This is a genomic window from Allobosea sp. NPDC003192, from assembly GCF_050275675.1.
Taxonomy (GTDB): domain Bacteria; phylum Pseudomonadota; class Alphaproteobacteria; order Rhizobiales; family Beijerinckiaceae; genus Allobosea.
The window spans coordinates 1-16,636 of sequence record NZ_JBNNPK010000002.1 but is presented as its reverse complement, the minus strand read 5'-3'; the positions used below and the strand labels follow the sequence as shown (position 1 = coordinate 16,636).

Below are 16,636 nucleotides of genomic sequence, written 5' to 3'. Positions count from 1 at the left end.
GCGCATGGCAAGCACGCAAGATCTCGGCCCCTTGGCACAGAGCAGCCCGCCATGCACCTTTGAGCCACCTTTCGACCACGCCGAATGCCATGGATCCTCAAGCCGTCAACGAGCTCTTCCCGCATATCCGCATCGTCATCGGCATGGTGATCGGTCTGGGGATCACACGGCTGCTCACCGGCATCGCCAGGCTGATCCAGCATCCCAGGCGCTACCGCCTGTCGGCGATCCATCTGCTCTGGGTCTTTTCCCTGCTCGTCGAACTCGCCCTGTTCTGGTGGTGGGAGTTCGCCCTGTCCCGACTGCCGAGCCTGACCTTCGCCACTTTCATCTTCCTGATCGCCTACGCGCTGACGCTCTTCCTGCTCTGCGCGCTGTTGTTCCCCGACGATCTCGACGAGTACGCCGATTACGAGGACTACTTCCTCAACCGCCGGCACTGGTTCTTCGGGCTGTTCGCCCTGACCTTCCTGCTCGACGTCGTCGATACCGCCCTGAAGGGTCCGGCGCGCTGGAGCCATTACAGCGCCGACTATCTCGTCCAGGTCCCGCTCGGGCTCGGCCTCTGCCTGGTCGCCTCGCTCTGGGCGAACCAAAGGCTGCAGCTCGGAACGGCGCTGCTCCACATCGCCTATCAGACCTATTGGGTCGTCCGGGTGCTCGGCGCGCCCGTCTGAAGCGATCTATGCCGCGACAGGCGCAGCAGGATTGCAGCTGCGCTGCTTTACAACGCCAGCGATTTGGCCAAGGAACGGCGCCGGCGTCGTCTTGCCGCCTTACTAGCTCGGTCCCGCCCGTGAACCTGCCCGCCCTCGACCAGTTCCGCCGCATCGTCGTCAAGGTCGGCTCGTCCCTGCTCGTCGACCGGGCGCAGGGACGCCTGCGTCACGCCTGGCTCGCCGCGCTGGCCGAGGATCTTGCCGAACTGCACGGGCGCGGCGCCGATGTGCTCGTCGTCTCGTCGGGAGCGATCGCGCTCGGCCGCACCGTCCTGAAGCTGCCGGCCGGCCCGCTCAGGCTCGAAGAGAGCCAGGCCTCCGCCGCAGTCGGACAGATCGCGCTGGCGCGCAACTGGTCGGAAGCGCTTGGCCATCACGGCCTCAACGCCGGCCAGATCCTGCTGACCCTCGCCGACACCGAGGAGCGCCGACGCTATCTCAACGCCCGCGCGACGCTGGGTCGCCTGCTCGATTTGCGCGCCGTTCCGGTCATCAACGAGAACGACACCGTCGCCACTTCCGAGATCCGCTATGGCGATAACGACCGGCTCGCCGCCCGCGTCGCCACCATGGCCGGCGCCGACCTCCTGGTGCTGTTCTCCGACATCGACGGGCTCTACACCGCTCCGCCTGCGTCGAGCCCCGATGCCAGGCACATCCCGGTCATCCCGGCGATCACGCCTACGATCGAGGCGATGGCCGGCGGCGCCGCTTCCGAGCTCTCGCGCGGCGGCATGCGCACCAAGATCGAGGCCGGCAAGATCGCGACCGCCGGCGGCGCCCATATGCTGATCGCCGATGGCCGGGCCAAGAACCCGCTGCGCGCCGTCACGCAAGGCGCCCGCTGCTCCTGGTTTCTCAGTGCCTCGACGCCCGCGACCGCTCGCAAGACCTGGATCGCCGGCTCGCTCGAGCCGCGCGGGACCCTCCATGTCGACGACGGCGCCGCTCGCGCCTTGCGCGGCGGCGCGAGCCTGCTGCCGGTCGGCGTCACCCGGATCGAGGGTGCCTTCAGTCGCGGCGACGCCGTGATGATCCGCGCCGGCGACGGCAGCGAGCTCGGACGCGGCCTCGTCGCCTACGATGCGGACGAGGCGGTGCGCGTGCTCGGCAAGGCCTCGCGCGAGATCGAGACAGTGCTCGGTTACCCCGGCCGCGCCGAGATGATTCACCGGGACGACATGGCGCTGCGCCTCGGCTACGATCCCGATGCGTAAGCAAAATCCAGGGCAGCGATGACCCAAGAGAATGCACGGCAGAACGCAAGGCGCGTCCCTGCGCCCGACAATGAGAACGGCGACGTCGCCGCGCTGATGCGCGGGCTCGGCCAGGGCGCTCGCGCCGCGGCGCGCCGGGTCGGTACCGCCTCCACGGAGCAGCGCAACCGCGCGCTCGCGGCGATGGCCGAAGCCCTGCGTCGACGCGCACCGGCGATCCTCGCCGCCAATCGCCAGGATCTCGCAGACGGGCGGGCTGCCGGTCTCGCCGCGTCCTTCATCGACCGCCTCGCCCTCGACGAAGCTCGCCTCGAAGCCATCGCCCAGGCTGTCGCCGATATCGCCGCCCTGCCCGATCCGGTCGGTCGGGTGCTGGCGAGCTGGACGCAGGCCAACGGCCTTGTCTTCGAGCGCGTCGCCACCCCGCTCGGCGTCGTCGCGGTGATCTTCGAAAGCCGCCCCAACGTCACGGCGGACGCCGGCGCGCTCTGCCTGAAGAGCGGCAATGTCGCGATCCTGCGCGCCGGCTCCGACAGCTTCCGCAGCTCCAGCGAGATCGCTGCCGCCATGCAGGACGGGCTTAGCGCCGCCGGCCTGCCGCGCGAGGCGATCCAGCTGGTGCCGAGCCGCGACCGCGCCGCCGTCGGTGAAATCCTGAAAGGGCTGGACGGCGCTGTCGACGTCGTCGTGCCACGCGGTGGCAAGAGCCTGGTCGCACGCGTGCAGCAAGAGGCGCGCGTGCCGGTCTTCGCCCATCTCGACGGCAACAACCATGTCTATGTCCATGGGCAAGCCGATCTCGCCATGGCCCATGCGATCCTGCTCAACGCCAAGCTGCGCCGCACCGGCGTCTGCGGCGCCGCCGAGACGCTGCTGGTCGACGAAGCTTGCGCCGCGACGCATCTGCAGCCGCTGGTCACGGCCTTGCTCGACGAAGGCTGCGCGGTACGCGGCGACGCGACGACGCTGGCCGTCGATCCGCGCGTCACGCAGGCGAGCGAGGAGGACTGGCGCACCGAGTATCTCGACAGCATCATCGCAGTGAAGCTCGTGCCCGGCCTCGACGCCGCGATCGCCCATATCGAGACCTACGGCTCGCACCACACCGACGCGATCGTAACGGCCGACGAAGAAGCAGCCGCCCGCTTCCTCGCCGAAGTCGATTCGGCGATCGTCCTGCACAACGCCTCGACCCAGTTCGCCGACGGCGGCGAGTTCGGCTTCGGCGCCGAGATCGGCATCGCCACCGGCCGCATGCACGCGCGCGGCCCCGTCGGCGTCGAGCAGCTCTGCTCCTTCAAGTACCGCGTCCACGGTCAGGGTCAGGTCCGCCCGTGAGCTCCGACGAGCTACGCCTGCCGCCGCACGCCCCCGGTCTGCGCATCGGGCTGTTCGGCGGCACCTTCAACCCGGCCCATGACGGCCATCGCATGGCGAGCCTGACGGCGCTGCGCCGGCTCCAGCTCGACCGCGTCTGGTGGCTGGTGACGCCGGGCAACCCGCTGAAGGACAACCACGCTTTGCCGCCGCTGACGCAGCGCATCGCGACGGCCCGCGCCCTCGCCAATCACGGCCACATCAACGTCACCGGCATCGAGGCCACGCTGCGCACGCGCTACACCGCCGACACCCTGCGTCAGCTGAAGCGCCGCTGCCCCGGCGTGCGCTTCGTCTGGATCATGGGCTCGGACAATCTGGCGAACTTCCACCGGTGGAACGAATGGCGCACCATTGCCCGGATGATGCCGATCGCGGTCATCGACCGTCCCGGCTCGACCCATCGCTCGATCGCCTCGCCCGCCGCGAACTGGATGGCGCGCTGGCGTTTGTCGGAGAATCAGGGCGCGGCTCTGCCGGTGCGCACCCCGCCCGCCTGGATATTCCTGCACGGCCGGCGCTCCGACCTGTCCTCGACCTATCTGCGCGAACTCGCCGAAAGCAATTGAACTCGCCCCCTCCGGCGCTTAAATTGGGGATGTCGCGCCCTGAGCGCGTCGTCACGTGAGGATACGGCACTGAACCGTCAATCCATTGGCGAAGCCGGCACCGAGCCGCTTCCCCCGGCTGCCATGACCGAGAACCCCGCCGCGAGCAGCATCGCGCTCGCCCTGCAGGTCCTGGACGACATGAAGGCCGAGGACGCCACCGTGATCGACCTCGTCGGCAAGACTTCGCTGGCCGACGCCATGATCATCGCTTCTGGCCGAGTCAATCGCCACGTCGCCTCGATCTCGGACAGCTTGGTCGAGGCCTTCAAGAAGGCCGGCCATGAGACACCGAAGGTCGAGGGCTTTCCCGCCTGCGACTGGGTGCTGATCGACACCGGCGACTTGATTATCCACGTCTTCCGCCCGGAAGTGCGCCAGTTCTACAATCTCGAGAAGATGTGGGGCGCCGACCGGCCTCGCGAGCGCCTCGACGGCTGAGACCCTTGACATCGGACCGAAAAGTGGAATCCGATTTTCGGGACAATCCGATGCCCAGCCCAAATACTGGATCGCCAGATTTGCGTCCGAACGGACGCATGGCGATCTAGCGTGCGCCTGTCGGTCATCGCGGTCGGCCGCCTCAAGGACGGGCCGGAGCGTGATCTTTGCGCCCGCTATCAGGAGCGGGCACAAGGCCTTGCGCGTGGTCTCGGCCTGAGCGGCCCGGAAGTCGTCGAGCTCTCTGAGGGCCGCGGCCGCCGCACAGAGGAGCGTCGACGCGAGGAAGCGAAGCTCATTCTCGAGCGCTTGCCGCCTTCCGGCCTCGTCATTGCCCTCGATGAACGCGGCAGGAGCCTCGACAGCGATGCCTTCGCGAATCGCCTCGCGGTCGCGCGCGACGCCGGTACGCCCGCCGCCACCCTGCTGATCGGCGGCGCCGACGGACTCGATGGCGAGCTGCGCGAGCGCGCCGCGCTGGTGCTCTCCTTTGGCGCCCTGACCATTCCGCACCAGATCGTCCGGGCGCTCACGCTCGAACAGCTCTATCGGGCAATGACGATCATGGCCGGACACCCCTATCATCGCGCATGACCCGCCATTCCCGGCTGATTCGGATTTCGCGCAAGCTTCGACCCTGGACGGCGCTGCTGTGCGCCTGCCTGTCGGCCGGCGCAGCCGTGGCCCAAACGCCGACCGCCCCTGATTCGGAACAGACCGCCCGCGAAACCGAACAGAAGCGCGAGGAAAAGCGCGCCCGCGAGGCTGATCTCAAGGCGATCGAGGAACGGCTCGCCGGCAATGCCGAGGCCCGCGCCAAATTGGAGGCCGAGATCGCCGGTATCCGCGCCGACCGGACCAAGCTCAACCAGGCCTTGCTCGACACCACCGCGCGCACCCAAGCCGCCGAAGGCCGCATCGCCGGGCTCGAACAGCGCCTCTCCCTGCTGCAGACCAGCGAAACCGCGATCCGGCGTTCGCTGGAGAGCCGGCGCGGTCTGATTGGCGAGGTGCTGGCGGCGCTGCAGCGCATCGGCCGCCGGCCGCCACCGGCGGTACTGGTCCGGCCGGAGGACATCCTGGAGGCGGTGCGCGCTTCGATGCTGCTCGGCGCGGTCGTGCCCGACCTGCGCCAGGAGATCACCATCCTCGGCACCGATCTCGCCGAGCTGGTGCGCCTGCGCGAACGCATCGCCGATGAGCGCAAGGCTATCGCCGGCGAAATGGAAGGACTGGCTGGCGAGCGCCAGCGCCTGGCTTCGCTGATCGAAGCTCGGCGCGCCCGCGAGACCAGCGCCGCCCAGGATATCGAGACGCAGCGCGCTGCCGGTGGCGAGCTCGCGGCACAGGCAAAAACCCTGCGCGATCTGGTCGAGCGCATCGAGAAGGACATCTCCGTCGCCACCCGCGCTGCCGAGGCCGCTCGCCGAGCGCTCGAAGCGGAAACGCAGGAGCAGCGCCAGCGCATGGCTCAGCTCGCCTTTCGCGATCCGGCCCGGCTCGCGCCCAAGGCGGCCTTCCAGGAATTGCGCGGCATGCTGCCTTTGCCGGTCGCCGGTTCACAATTGCGTGGATTTGGCGCAACCGATGAAGTTGGCGGTGCAACCCGCGGAATTTCGCTGTCGACCCGGCAAAATGCCGTGGTTTCGTCACCTTCCGATGGCTGGGTGGTCTATGCGGGGTCGTTCCGCTCCTTTGGCCAACTCTTGATCCTCAATGCCGGCAATGGTTACTATATTCTTCTGGCGGGCATGCAGCGCATCGACGTGTCGTTGAACCAGTTTGTGCTGGCCGGAGAGCCGATTGCGGTGATGGGCGAGACCGCGGAAGCGGCCGCGACGAATGTGGGAGCGGGGGCCGGCGAGCCGGTCCTCTATGTCGAGTTCAGGAAAGACGGCGTCTCGATCGATCCGACGCCGTGGTGGACGAAATCGCAAGGCGAAAAGGTTCGCGGATGATGCGCAAGGTTTCTCTCGTTCTGGTCGGCGCCATCGCCGGCGCTGGCCTCACCGGCGTCGTGACGCAGACGCATCTGCTCTCCTCGACCAGCGCGGTCGCGGCCTCGGCCGAGGTCTATCGCAGCCTCAATCTTTTCGGCGACATCTTCGAGAAGATCCGTACCGACTATGTCGAGAAGCCGGACGAGCAGAAGCTGATCGAGGCCGCCATCAACGGCATGGTCTCCTCGCTCGATCCGCACTCGGCCTATCTCGATGCCAAGAGCTTCCGCGACATGGACATCGACATGCGCGGCCAGTTTGGCGGCCTCGGCATCGAGGTGACGATGGAGAACGAGGTTCTCAAGGTCGCCAAGCCGATCCGCGACACGCCTGCCTCCAAGGCCGGCATCCTGGCCGGCGACATCATCCGCAAGATCGACAATGACGAGGTCAAGGGCCTCAGCCTGAACCAGGCCGTCGAGAAGATGCGCGGCATCATCAACACGCAGGTCAAGCTGACGATCGAACGCACCGGCAAGACCGAGCCGCTGGAATTCACCCTGACCCGGTCCAACATCGTCGTCCCGGCGGTGGAGGAGCGCGTCGAGGGCGATGTCGGCTATATCCGCATCGGCACCTTCAGCGAGCAGACCTATGAGGGCCTGCGCAAGGCGCTCGACAAGGTCAACGCCGAGATCGGCTTCGACAAGGTCAAGGGTTACATCATCGACCTGCGCAACAATCGCGGCGGGCGCCTCGACCAGTCGGTGCTCGTTTCCGACGCGTTCCTCGAGCGCGGTAAGATCGTCTCCACCCGCGGCCGCAATGCCGAGGAAACCCAGGTCTTCAACGCCAAGTCGGGCGATCTGACCAAGGGCAAGCCGGTCGTCGTGCTGATCAACGGCTCGTCCGCCTCGGCCGCCGAGATCGTCGCCGGCGCCCTGCAGGACCACAAGCGCGCCACCGTCATGGGCTCGCGCTCCTTCGGCAAGGGTTCGGTGCAGACCGTGATCCGCCTCGGCGACAATGGCGGCCTCAGGCTGACCACGGCGCGCTACTACACCCCGTCCGGCAACTCGATCCAGGCCAAGGGCATCACGCCCGACATCGAGATCATCCAGGACGTGCCGACCGAGCTGAAGGACAAGGTCGAGAACAAGGGCGAGGCCTCGCTCAAGGGTCATCTGCGCAATGGCGACGGCAAGGAAGAGCAGGCCGGCTCGCCGTCCTATGTTCCGATCGACTCGGCCAAGGACACCCAGCTTACCGCGGCGCTCAACCTGCTGCGCGGCAAGAAGGATGTGGCGCTGCCCGCCAACCCGGCGCCCGCCACGCCTGCTCCCGCTCCGGAAGCCGGCAAGTCCAACTGAAGCCGCCGGCTGTCCCAGCCGACAACTCGACACTTGTGCAACGGCCGCAGGAGATTGTTTTCCCTGCGGCCGATTGGCGATTGATTCCGGCCCGAATCATCCGACTCTAGCGCTGCGAACTGATTCGCATACGTTTGGATGTCAGTGAGGACGGCGCCTCTTGGCCGGATTGCCGCTCAGCGAACTCGACCAGCCGCTCGGGCAGGCGAAACGCGCGCGCGCGCAAAAGCCCTATGGACGCTGGCTCTGGCGTGGCCTGACTGGTGGGCTGGCGGTTATCTTCGCCGGACTGATCCTCTACGCCGCACTGAAGCGCGACCCCAATGGCGGCGAGCCGATCGCCACCGCCATGATCCGCGAGCGGCCAGCGGCTCCCGAAATCGCCAAGGCCATGCCTCAGCCGCCCGCGCTGGAGGAACGGCGCGGCCCGGCCAGCGCCAGCCAGCTTGAAGCCGACTCCGGCGTCACCGTTGTCCGGCCGGGCTCGGATGCCCCCGGCGCGATCGTCATCACCGTGCCCGATGACGGCACGATCAAGCTTGCGCCGGCGCCGGACAAGCGCCTGGTCGAGCGCACGCGCCACGGCCTCCTGCCGAAGATCGGCTCCGATGGCGCAACGCCGGCGCAGGTCTATGCCCGCCCGCTCGGCCCCGCTCCCGCGACCAAGCCGGCGGGCCGGATCGCCATCCTCGTCGGCGGCCTCGGCATCAGCCAGAGCTCGACCAGCGAGGCGATCGCGCGCCTGCCGGGACCCGTTTCGCTCGCCTTCGCTCCCTATGGCGCCGAGCTGGAAAAGACCGTGCAGCGGGCCCGCGGCGAAGGCCATGAGGTCTTCCTGCAGGTTCCGATGGAGCCATTCGACTATCCCGACAACGATCCTGGCCCGCACACCCTGCTCACCGGACCGAAGGGCACCGACAATCTCGATCGGCTGCAATGGGTGCTCGGCCGCTTCTCCGGCTATGTCGGCATCGTCAACTTTCTCGGCGGCCGCCTCACCTCTGACGACACCGCCCTGACCCCGCTGCTGCGCGAGCTCGCTGGGCGCGGCCTGATGGTCGTCGACGACGGCTCGTCGCCGCGCAGCCTGCTCGCCTCGGCGGCGAGCAAGGCCCAGATCCCGGCGCTCAAAGCCGATCTTGCGCTCGACGCCGTCCCCCGCCCCGAGACCATCGACAAGGAGCTGGCGCGCCTCGAGACCCTCGCCCGCGACCAGGGCGCGGCCGTCGCCACCGCCAGCGCCCTGCCCGTCACGGTCGAGCGCATCGCCCGCTGGGCCCGTACGCTCGAGGGCAAGAACCTGGTCATCGTCCCCGTCAGCGCCGCCCGCGGCTTCCGCAACCCTTCGACCACCGGTTCGCTGCGATGATCAGACCTCCCCCCGGCTATCGTCCCTGCGTCGGCCTTGCCCTGTTCAACCCGGCCGGCCTCGTCTTCATCGGCCGCAGGGCCAATCGCAGCCAGCGCGAGCATGTCGCCCCGGGGCATGAATGGCAGATGCCGCAAGGCGGCATCGACCCCGGCGAACAGCCGATCGAGGCCGCCTATCGCGAGTTGCGCGAGGAGACCAATGTCGCCTCCGTCTCGCTGCTCGCCGAAGCGCCGGACTGGCTGAGCTACGACCTGCCGCGCGAGATCGGCAAGGAGGCCTGGCGCGGCAAATACCGTGGCCAGTCGCAGAAATGGTTCGCCTTCCGCTTCGAGGGCGACGAGAGCGAGATCGACATCCTCAATCCCGGCGGCGGTCACAAGCCCGAATTCGACGCCTGGCGCTGGGTCCCGCTGGAAGAGACGCCGGAGCTGATCATCCCGTTCAAGCGCGACGTCTACCGCGAGGTGGCGCGGCTATTCGCAGGAGTGGCGCGATGAGCGCCCGGCGCAGGAGGCGGGAGCGTCACGAAACCCTTACATGGCGCCCCGATTCTGTGCCGATGACTGATTCGGTCCAGAGACTCTACGCCGCCGTCCTGACGGCCAGGGCGCGCGATCCCTCCCGGTCGCGAACCGCCAAGCTGATCCGCGAAGGCCTACCGAAGATGGCCAAGAAGCTCGGCGAGGAAGCGGTCGAGGTCGGGATCGAGGCGGTGCAGCACAATCGCCCGGCAGTGGTCCGCGAGAGCGCCGACCTCCTTTACAATCTCGTCGTCCTGTGGAGTGAGCTCGGCATCACGCCCGGTGAGATCTGGCGCGAAATGGACCGGCGCGAGGCGCTCTATGGCATCGCCGAGAAACTGCCGAAAGCGCGGCATGGCGCCAGCCGAGCAGTCGCGCCGGAGATCGAAGCGAGCGAGGACAGGCCGCGGCAGGACACCCCGCCGCCGCTGCTCCTGCACGGCAAGCATGGCTGACGACGTCCTCGCCAACGTCCGGCAAGCTCTGTGAGAAAGCGAACGATGACCACAGAACGGGGCTTGCCAAGCGCAGCGTGAGCCTTTAAGTCGGCTCTCGTCAGCCCACGGCGGCCTTCAAACCGCTCCGCTGTCACGCGCCCGTAGCTCAGCTGGATAGAGCATCAGACTACGAATCTGAGGGTCAGAGGTTCGAATCCTTTCGGGCGCGCCACTACTTAGCTCCTTTTGAGGGGCACCGTTCACAACTTCCCAATCATGCTTGATCCAAGCCTTCCGCTTCACGCGGAGGTCATTGACGTTGCCGACCGTGGCCCGCCTGTTGTCGACGAGGCCGCGACGTTCTGCCTGCCGGCGATCGATTTGCCTGCCCCCGCGCATTGGCCTTCTCGGCAGGAATGAACCCGCCGGCCAGCATCAGCCTCGTGGACAGTTATCTCCGGTCCTGCGGCGAAGGAAGAGCCGAGCCTTTTTCATGGTCAGGCGGTCGGCTTCACGTCACTTGCCCTCCGAGAGCTTGCTTGCTCTCCCTGCCCTCACGGAAACGATGATGGTCCAGCCGATGATTCCGATCGTGATCGCGGCGAGGACGGCGGCGATCGGCCGGTCGACCAGGCCGATCAGCCGGCCGTCGGACTTGATCATCGAGTTGATGAAGTACTCCTCCAGCAGCGGCCCGAGCACGACGCCGAGGATCACCGGTGCGACCGGGAAGTCGTTCTCCTCGAGCACGAAGGCGAGCACGCCGAAGGCGAGCATGACGCCGACATCGAACAGCGAGTTGTTGATCGCGTAGGAGCCGACGATGGCGAAGAGCAGGATGATCGGCATCAGCACGCGTCGCGGCACCGAGAGCACGCGCGTCGCGACCTTGATGATCGCCCAGCCAAGCGGCAACATCATCAGGTTGGCGATGACGAAGACGAGGAAGAGCGCGTAGACGTTCTCGGGATTGTTGACGAAGATCGTCGGCCCCGGCGCCATGTTCTTCATCATCAGTACGCCGATGGCGATCGCGGTGATCGAGTCGCCGGGGATGCCGAAGACCAGGGCCGGGATCCAGGCGCCGGCGAGCGAGGAGTTGTTGGAGGCGCCGGCCTCGATCAGCCCCTCGGGATGGCCGGTGCCGAACTTCTCAGGCTCCTTCGAGAAGCGCTTGCTCATCGCATAGGACATCCAGGCCGCCATGTCGGCGCCGCTGCCCGGCTGGATGCCGATGATCGTGCCGAGCGCGCTGCCGCGGATCAGCTGCCAGGGGTATTGCTTGGTCAGGCGCCACATATTGGCGAAGATCGGGCCGATCTTCTGGATCACCACCGGCGGCGCGCCACCGCCCGAGACCATGTGCCGCATCACCTCCGAGCAGGCGAACATGCCGACCATCGTCGGGATCAGCGAGACGCCGCCGAGCATCTCGGTCGACTCGAAGGTGAAGCGCGGTTGGCCGGCCGGATTGTTCATGCCGATCATCGCGATCAGCAGGCCGATCAGCAGCGAGATGCAGGCCTTCAGCGGCGTCGAGGAGCCGATGAAGACGGCGCCGCCCAGGCCGAGCATGACGATCCAGAAGAACTCGACCGAGCCGAAGCCGAGCGCAAAGTCGGCGATGGCCGGCGAGGCCACCATCATCACCGCGGTGCCGAACAGGCCGCCGAGCACCGAGAACCACAGGCCGATGCCGAGGGCGAGCTCGGGCTTGCCCTTCAGCGTCATCTGGTAGGAATCGTCGACATAGGCAGCCGAGGCCGGCGTGCCGGGGATGCGTAGCAAGCAACCCGGAATATCGCCGGAGAAAATCGCCATGGTCGAGGTCGTCACAATCGCGGCGATCGCCGGCACCGGCGGCATGAAGAAGGTCAGCGGCACCAGCAGCGCCGTCGCCATCGTCGCCGAGAGGCCGGGAATGCAGCCGACGACGAGGCCGTAGATCGCCGAGGCGGTGATGACGAAGAGCACATAGGGATCGAGCACCATCCCGAGCGCGGTGACATAGGCGTCGAGCATGGCGGGCTACCAGCGGAAGGGTTCGAGCGGACCCCAGGGCAATTGCACGCCGAGGGCCAGATAGAAGATCGAGTGGATGACGAGCGCGGCCGCGAGCGAGAGCCCAATCGCGTGCAACGGCTTCGTGCCACCCGCGAGGAACAGGACGACGAGGATCGTCGTCGCGCAGATCAGGAAGCCGAGCGTCTCGGCGCAGAGCATGTAGAAGATCACCGCCGCCGGCACGAGCAGCAGGCGCAGCACCGCATTGCCGCTGCGGGCCCAGTCGGCAATGCTGACCAGCGGACCGGCTTGCGTCGCGCGGGCGCCGTTGACGGCGAGGAGCGCGGCGCAGAGCGCGAGCAGGCCGGACAGGATCAGTGGAAAGGCCGAGGGGCCGAGCGGCTGCTGCGACGGGTTCGGCAGGTTCCAGGAGGCGAAAGCGATCAGGCCCGCGAGGACAAGGAAGACGAAGCCTCCGAAGAGATCGTTGAACTTCATGGCGGGGACCTGTCGATCTTGCTCGGTATCACGCTGTCTTTCCGGGGCAGGCCATAGGCCTGAGCCCGGAATCCATGAACACGGTGCTTTTCAAAGAGAGCGCATATCGCGCCCCCAATCCGGCGATGCCGGCGGATATGGGTTCCGGGCTCGCCGCTTCGCGGCGCCCCGGAATGACGATGGAGGTGCTACTGGCGCAGGCGCAGGCCGAGCGCGCCCATGATCTCGCCGTTGCTCTTGTGCTGGGTGGCGAGGAAGCTGCCGAAGGCCGGGCCCTTGGCGAAGGCGTAGCCGAAGCCGCGCTCGGCCAGGAAGGACTTGTAGGCTTCGGAATTGGCGACCTTCTCCGTCGCCTCGACGAGGCGGGCCGTCACATCCGCCGGCAGGCCGGCCGGAGCGGCGAGGCCACGCCAGGTGCCGCCCTCATACTCCTTGCCGATCGCATCCTTGACCGTCGGCACGCTCGGGAAGGCGCCGATCTTCTCCTTCGACATCACCGCCAGCGACTTGACGCGGCCGGCATCGAACATCGGCTTGCCCTCGGGCAGCGAGGACGGGACGATCTGGACGCCGCCCGAGGCCAGCTCCTGGAAGCCTGGCGCCGCGCCCTGGCTCGGCACCACGACGACTGCCTTGGGATCGATGCCTTCCAGCTGCATCAGGCCGGCGAACGCGAGGTGATAGGCGGCGCCCGCCGCCATGCCGGAGAGCTTGTACTTGCCGGCCGGCTGCTTCTTGATGTCGTCGAGCGCGGCGCGCAGGTCCGCCCAGGGCGAATTGGCGGCGACATTGAAGGCGGCCGAGTCGAAGTTCACCAGCGCGATCGGCGTCAGCTTCTCATAGGTGAAGGGCGCGGTGTTCGACCAGTAGAAGGTCGTGACCTCGGCCGTGGCGAGGCCGATCGTGTAGCCGTCCGGCTTGGCGTTGACGATCTCGGTATGACCGACCACGCCGCCGCCGCCGGTGCGGTTGACGACGTTGACCGGCTTGCCGAGTTCCTTCTCCAGCCCGGCCGCGAGGATGCGGGCGACAGCATCGGTGCCACCGCCGGCCGCCCAGGGCACGACCAGTGTGATCGGTCGCTCGGGCCAGGCGGCAAAGGCGGGCAGCGATACCGCCGCGACGGCGGCGGCGAGCAGCAGCTTTACGAATTTCATGGCGTTTCTCCCGGTTCGGTTTTCTTTTTGGGGTCTGTTCCGGCCGCGAGCTCGGGGCTGGAGAGCATGTGGCCGCGCGTGTAGCCGAGCACCTGCCGCATCGCCTGACGGGCCTGCTCGGGCTCGCCGGCGGCAATCGCGTCAACGACCGCGGCGTGGTTGGCGAGGTTGCCGGCGAAGACATCGACGGTGAAATCGAACATCGCGCTGAGGATCGTGTCGATCGCGCCGCGGAAGCTGCGCAGGATCGGATTGTTGGTGGCGTCGAGGATGGCGAGATGGAAGCGCTTGTCGGCGGCGATGGCGGTTGCCGGATCGTCCTGACCGGCTTCCATCTCAACTAGCGCGGCGCGAATGCGGGCGAGGTCCTCGGGCGTGGCGCGGGTTGCCGCCAGCGCCGCTGCTTCCGGCTCGATGATCTCGCGCGTCTCCTCCAGAGCGAGCAGCAGGTTGCGGTCGAGCCCATCCTCGCTGCGCATCCAGCCGAGCACTTCGCGGTCGAGCAGCGTCCAATCATGCTGCGGGCGAACCTGCGTGCCATGGCGCGGACGCACGGTGAGCAGGCCCTTGGCGACGAGGATCTTCACGGCTTCGCGGACGACGCTGCGGCCGGCGCCGTAGCGCTCGGCCAGTTCCGGCTCAGGCGGCAGCACGGTGCCGGCAGCGATCTCGCCACGCACGATCGCGGCGCCGAGCGCTGCAACCATCGTGCCGATCTTTCCTGGCTTGCTGCCCCGCGCCATGGCTCGTTTTCTCTCCCGCGGCGGGAAACTGTCACGTCCGGGGCTTGCGCGCAAGCATTCATCTGATGTTTAACATCTGATCATTGAAGCGAGGTACGATCATGCCCACTCAGACCGCGTTCACCGGCATCCATGCGATCCTCTATGCGCTGTTCGATGCGCAGGAACGGCTCGACCGGCAGGCGATGCGGCGGCAGGTCGAGATCTGCATCGAGCACGGCGCCCATGGCATCGCCGCGCTCGGCCTTGCGACGGAGGTCTCCAAGCTGACCGTGCCGGAACGCCGGACGGTGATGGAGTGGACCTCGGAGGATGTCGGCGGACGCAAGCCCCTGGGTTTCACCATCTACGGGACCTCGGTCGCCGAGCAGGTCGAGCTGGTCAGGGCCGCGGAGATTGCGAAGGCCGACTGGGTCATCCTGCAGCCGCCCATGGTCGGCAGCTTCGCCGCCGGCGAGTACATCAGCTTCTTCGGCCGGATCGCTGACGCCACGCACCTGCCGGTCGCGATCCAGAACGCGCCGGCCTATATGGGCCGGGGGCTCTCGGCCGAGGATATCCGCAGCCTCGTCGCGCAGCATCCGAACATCAGGCTGGTGAAGGGCGAGGGACCGGCGACCGAGATCCGGCAGCTGATCGAGACCACAGAAGGCCGGTTGCCGGTGATGAACGGCCGCGGCGGGCTCGAATTGATCGAGAATCTGCGCGCCGGCTGCGTCGGCATGATCCTGGCGCCCGAGCTGATCGACCTCACTGTAAAGGTCTATGACAGCTTCATCTCCGGCGACGAGGCCGAGGCGGAACGGATCTATCGTGAGGTGCTGCCGGTGATCGTCTTCATCATGCAATCGCTGGAAAGCCTGATCTGCTACGGCAAGCGCATCTACGGAGCGCGTGCCGGCGTCACGATCCACGATCGCGCGCCGGCCATGCGACCGACCGCGTTCGGCCAGACGCTGGTTGCCGACCACGCCGCCAGGCTCGGCCGCTTTTCCTCGCGCAAGAGCTAGTCGAAATCTGGCCCGGCGAAACTGGGCGACGTCATGCAGCCGCGGCTACATCCACTTCCTGTGCGCCTCGGCTGAAGCTCTAGCGTTCCGGCCTGGCCAATCCCTGATCGGTGCTCGCCGGCGCCTTGTCGCTGCGGACATAGCGCCACAGCACCTCGGCGACCTCCACCCTGCGCCGGGCTTTCGCCTCGGGCGAGGACATGTCCCAGCGGAATTGCGCCTCGAACGTATGCCGGTTCGCCACCGAGAAGATCGACAGGGCATTCAGCGTGACGTGGAGTTCGTGCGCATCGACCTCCGGCCTGATGGCCCCCAGGCTCTTACCCTTGTCCAGCACGCGCTCGATCTGACCGATGATTGGGCGCGTCATCCGCTTGAGCTTGTCGCTGCGGCCGATATGCCGGCCGCGATGGATATTCTCGATCGCGACGAGCCGGACGAACTCCGGGTTGGCCTGATGGAAGTCGAAGGTGAACTCAGCGAGCCGGCGGATCGCCAGCTCCGGTGCGAGGGCCTCGAGATGCAGGCTCTCCTCAGCCTGGCGCATCCGGCCATAGGCCATCTCGAGCACCGCGATGAAGAGCTCCTCCTTCGAGTTGAAGTAGTAGAAGATCAACCGCTTGGTGATTCCGGCCCGGGCGGCGATCGCGTCGGCATTGGCGCCGAGCAGCCCGTTCTCGGCGAACTCCTCGAAGGCGATCTGCAGGATCTCCGCCTTCGTCTTCTCGCGATCCCGGCGGCGGACCTTGGTGGGCTCTTCGCTCGCCGACGTCTGCACGCTCGCTGCCTTCATCCCGCGATCCCGGTCGTCCGTTCGGATAGGGTTCCGCCTGCTTAGCCGATTTTGCGTCGCTTGACAGTAATTATCCACGGGGATAATTATTGATTAATTATCCTACAAGTTAATTGCAATCGAGCCTGTAGCTCGCCAAGGGATCCGTGGGAGCATGACGAGCATCGCAATCGGCGTGATCGGCGCTGGGCTGATCGGACGCAAGCACCTGGCCAAGATCGCCGCGCATCCCGACTTCGAGCTCGCCGGGATCGCCGACGTCAACGCCGAGCAGGTCGCGGCCCAGAACCCCGATGCGCGCGTCTTCGCCGACTACCGCGTGATGCTCGACGAAACCCGGCCGGACGCCGTGATCATCGCCTCGCCCAACCAGCTCCATGCCGAGAACGGTATCGAATGCGCCCGCCGCGGCATCCACATCCTGATCGA

The 16,636-nt window shown here is 67.1% G+C and carries 18 protein-coding genes and 1 tRNA gene; 14 read left to right on the top strand and 5 right to left on the bottom strand.

Features of this window, described 5'->3' with window-relative positions; all coding sequences use genetic code 11:
- Nucleotides 1-89 precede the first annotated feature (89 nt).
- From ACQKLX_RS02805 to ACQKLX_RS02750, 12 genes are all read left to right on the top strand, one after another.
- Nucleotides 90-677: a hypothetical protein gene (locus tag ACQKLX_RS02805; RefSeq protein ID WP_427359318.1), complete on the top strand. Its 588-nt coding sequence runs from the start codon at nucleotides 90-92 to the stop codon at nucleotides 675-677.
- 119 nt (nucleotides 678-796) lie between these two features.
- Nucleotides 797-1,936: a glutamate 5-kinase gene (gene proB, locus ACQKLX_RS02800; protein WP_427359316.1), complete on the top strand. Its 1,140-nt coding sequence runs from the start codon at nucleotides 797-799 to the stop codon at nucleotides 1,934-1,936.
- 96 nt (nucleotides 1,937-2,032) lie between these two features.
- Nucleotides 2,033-3,274 carry a glutamate-5-semialdehyde dehydrogenase gene (locus tag ACQKLX_RS02795; RefSeq protein WP_427360081.1) on the top strand — a complete coding sequence of 414 codons (1,242 nt, stop codon included), beginning with the start codon at nucleotides 2,033-2,035 and terminating at the stop codon, nucleotides 3,272-3,274.
- Nucleotides 3,271-3,882 carry a nicotinate-nucleotide adenylyltransferase gene (locus ACQKLX_RS02790; protein ID WP_427359315.1) on the top strand — a complete coding sequence of 204 codons (612 nt, stop codon included), beginning with the start codon at nucleotides 3,271-3,273 and terminating at the stop codon, nucleotides 3,880-3,882. The genes ACQKLX_RS02795 and ACQKLX_RS02790 overlap by 4 nt, the downstream gene beginning before the upstream one ends.
- Before the next feature lie 123 nt (nucleotides 3,883-4,005).
- Nucleotides 4,006-4,362, top strand: coding sequence for a ribosome silencing factor (gene rsfS / locus ACQKLX_RS02785; protein WP_427359314.1), 357 nt, complete (start codon nucleotides 4,006-4,008; stop codon nucleotides 4,360-4,362).
- 111 nt (nucleotides 4,363-4,473) lie between these two features.
- On the top strand, nucleotides 4,474-4,956 hold the full coding sequence (gene rlmH, locus ACQKLX_RS02780) for a 23S rRNA (pseudouridine(1915)-N(3))-methyltransferase RlmH (protein WP_427359312.1): 483 nt from the start codon (nucleotides 4,474-4,476) through the stop codon (nucleotides 4,954-4,956).
- A complete protein-coding gene (locus ACQKLX_RS02775; protein WP_427359311.1) occupies nucleotides 4,953-6,320 on the top strand; it encodes a murein hydrolase activator EnvC family protein in 1,368 nt (455 codons plus the stop codon). Before rlmH ends, ACQKLX_RS02775 begins: the two co-directional genes overlap by 4 nt.
- Nucleotides 6,320-7,672: a S41 family peptidase gene (locus ACQKLX_RS02770; protein WP_427359309.1), complete on the top strand. Its 1,353-nt coding sequence runs from the start codon at nucleotides 6,320-6,322 to the stop codon at nucleotides 7,670-7,672. Before ACQKLX_RS02775 ends, ACQKLX_RS02770 begins: the two co-directional genes overlap by 1 nt.
- A gap of 160 nt (nucleotides 7,673-7,832) precedes the next feature.
- Nucleotides 7,833-9,041: a divergent polysaccharide deacetylase family protein gene (locus ACQKLX_RS02765; protein WP_427359307.1), complete on the top strand. Its 1,209-nt coding sequence runs from the start codon at nucleotides 7,833-7,835 to the stop codon at nucleotides 9,039-9,041.
- Entirely contained in the window at nucleotides 9,038-9,541 is a 504-nt protein-coding gene (locus tag ACQKLX_RS02760) for an RNA pyrophosphohydrolase (RefSeq protein WP_427359305.1), read from the top strand. The genes ACQKLX_RS02765 and ACQKLX_RS02760 overlap by 4 nt, the downstream gene beginning before the upstream one ends.
- A gap of 62 nt (nucleotides 9,542-9,603) precedes the next feature.
- A complete protein-coding gene (gene hisE / locus ACQKLX_RS02755; RefSeq protein ID WP_427359303.1) occupies nucleotides 9,604-10,020 on the top strand; it encodes a phosphoribosyl-ATP diphosphatase in 417 nt (138 codons plus the stop codon).
- 137 nt (nucleotides 10,021-10,157) lie between these two features.
- Nucleotides 10,158-10,234, top strand: a tRNA-Arg gene (locus tag ACQKLX_RS02750).
- A gap of 284 nt (nucleotides 10,235-10,518) precedes the next feature.
- Here the strand turns inward: ACQKLX_RS02750 and ACQKLX_RS02745 are convergent.
- From ACQKLX_RS02745 to ACQKLX_RS02730, 4 genes are all read right to left on the bottom strand, one after another.
- On the bottom strand, nucleotides 10,519-12,024 hold the full coding sequence (locus ACQKLX_RS02745) for a tripartite tricarboxylate transporter permease (RefSeq protein ID WP_427359301.1): 1,506 nt from the start codon (nucleotides 12,022-12,024) through the stop codon (nucleotides 10,519-10,521).
- 6 nt (nucleotides 12,025-12,030) lie between these two features.
- A complete protein-coding gene (locus ACQKLX_RS02740) occupies nucleotides 12,031-12,504 on the bottom strand; it encodes a tripartite tricarboxylate transporter TctB family protein (RefSeq protein ID WP_427359299.1) in 474 nt (157 codons plus the stop codon).
- A 188-nt stretch (nucleotides 12,505-12,692) separates the two neighbouring features.
- Complete coding sequence (locus ACQKLX_RS02735) at nucleotides 12,693-13,661, bottom strand: tripartite tricarboxylate transporter substrate binding protein (RefSeq protein ID WP_427359297.1); 969 nt, start codon at nucleotides 13,659-13,661, stop codon at nucleotides 12,693-12,695.
- The gene (locus tag ACQKLX_RS02730; protein ID WP_427359295.1) at nucleotides 13,658-14,404 is read right to left on the bottom strand and encodes a FadR/GntR family transcriptional regulator; all 747 of its coding nucleotides are present in this window, start codon (nucleotides 14,402-14,404) and stop codon (nucleotides 13,658-13,660) included. The genes ACQKLX_RS02735 and ACQKLX_RS02730 overlap by 4 nt, the downstream gene beginning before the upstream one ends.
- 101 nt (nucleotides 14,405-14,505) lie before the next feature.
- Here ACQKLX_RS02730 and ACQKLX_RS02725 point away from each other — a divergent pair, with 101 nt between their 5' ends.
- Nucleotides 14,506-15,414, top strand: coding sequence for a dihydrodipicolinate synthase family protein (locus ACQKLX_RS02725; RefSeq protein ID WP_427359294.1), 909 nt, complete (start codon nucleotides 14,506-14,508; stop codon nucleotides 15,412-15,414).
- Nucleotides 15,415-15,493: 79 nt separating this feature from the next.
- On the opposite strand, the gene ACQKLX_RS02720 is transcribed toward ACQKLX_RS02725, so the two are convergent.
- A complete protein-coding gene (locus ACQKLX_RS02720) occupies nucleotides 15,494-16,207 on the bottom strand; it encodes a TetR/AcrR family transcriptional regulator (RefSeq protein ID WP_427359292.1) in 714 nt (237 codons plus the stop codon).
- Between the two features lie 154 nt (nucleotides 16,208-16,361).
- On the opposite strand from ACQKLX_RS02720, the gene ACQKLX_RS02715 reads away from it, so the two are divergent.
- Nucleotides 16,362-16,636: Gfo/Idh/MocA family protein (locus ACQKLX_RS02715; protein ID WP_427359291.1), on the top strand; the 275-nt coding region annotated here is incomplete at its 3' end.

Coding starts and splice junctions, on each gene's coding strand:
- ACQKLX_RS02805 (WP_427359318.1), top strand. CDS start 90: ATGGATCCTCAAGCCGTCAACGAGCTCTTCCCGCATATCCGCATCGTC.
- ACQKLX_RS02795 (WP_427360081.1), top strand. CDS start 2,033: ATGCGCGGGCTCGGCCAGGGCGCTCGCGCCGCGGCGCGCCGGGTCGGT.
- rsfS (WP_427359314.1), top strand. CDS start 4,006: ATGACCGAGAACCCCGCCGCGAGCAGCATCGCGCTCGCCCTGCAGGTC.
- ACQKLX_RS02775 (WP_427359311.1), top strand. CDS start 4,953: ATGACCCGCCATTCCCGGCTGATTCGGATTTCGCGCAAGCTTCGACCC.
- ACQKLX_RS02770 (WP_427359309.1), top strand. CDS start 6,320: ATGCGCAAGGTTTCTCTCGTTCTGGTCGGCGCCATCGCCGGCGCTGGC.
- ACQKLX_RS02760 (WP_427359305.1), top strand. CDS start 9,038: ATGATCAGACCTCCCCCCGGCTATCGTCCCTGCGTCGGCCTTGCCCTG.
- hisE (WP_427359303.1), top strand. CDS start 9,604: ATGACTGATTCGGTCCAGAGACTCTACGCCGCCGTCCTGACGGCCAGG.
- ACQKLX_RS02745 (WP_427359301.1), bottom strand. CDS start 12,024: ATGCTCGACGCCTATGTCACCGCGCTCGGGATGGTGCTCGATCCCTAT.
- ACQKLX_RS02740 (WP_427359299.1), bottom strand. CDS start 12,504: ATGAAGTTCAACGATCTCTTCGGAGGCTTCGTCTTCCTTGTCCTCGCG.
- ACQKLX_RS02735 (WP_427359297.1), bottom strand. CDS start 13,661: ATGAAATTCGTAAAGCTGCTGCTCGCCGCCGCCGTCGCGGCGGTATCG.
- ACQKLX_RS02730 (WP_427359295.1), bottom strand. CDS start 14,404: ATGGCGCGGGGCAGCAAGCCAGGAAAGATCGGCACGATGGTTGCAGCG.
- ACQKLX_RS02725 (WP_427359294.1), top strand. CDS start 14,506: ATGCCCACTCAGACCGCGTTCACCGGCATCCATGCGATCCTCTATGCG.
- ACQKLX_RS02720 (WP_427359292.1), bottom strand. CDS start 16,207: ATGAAGGCAGCGAGCGTGCAGACGTCGGCGAGCGAAGAGCCCACCAAG.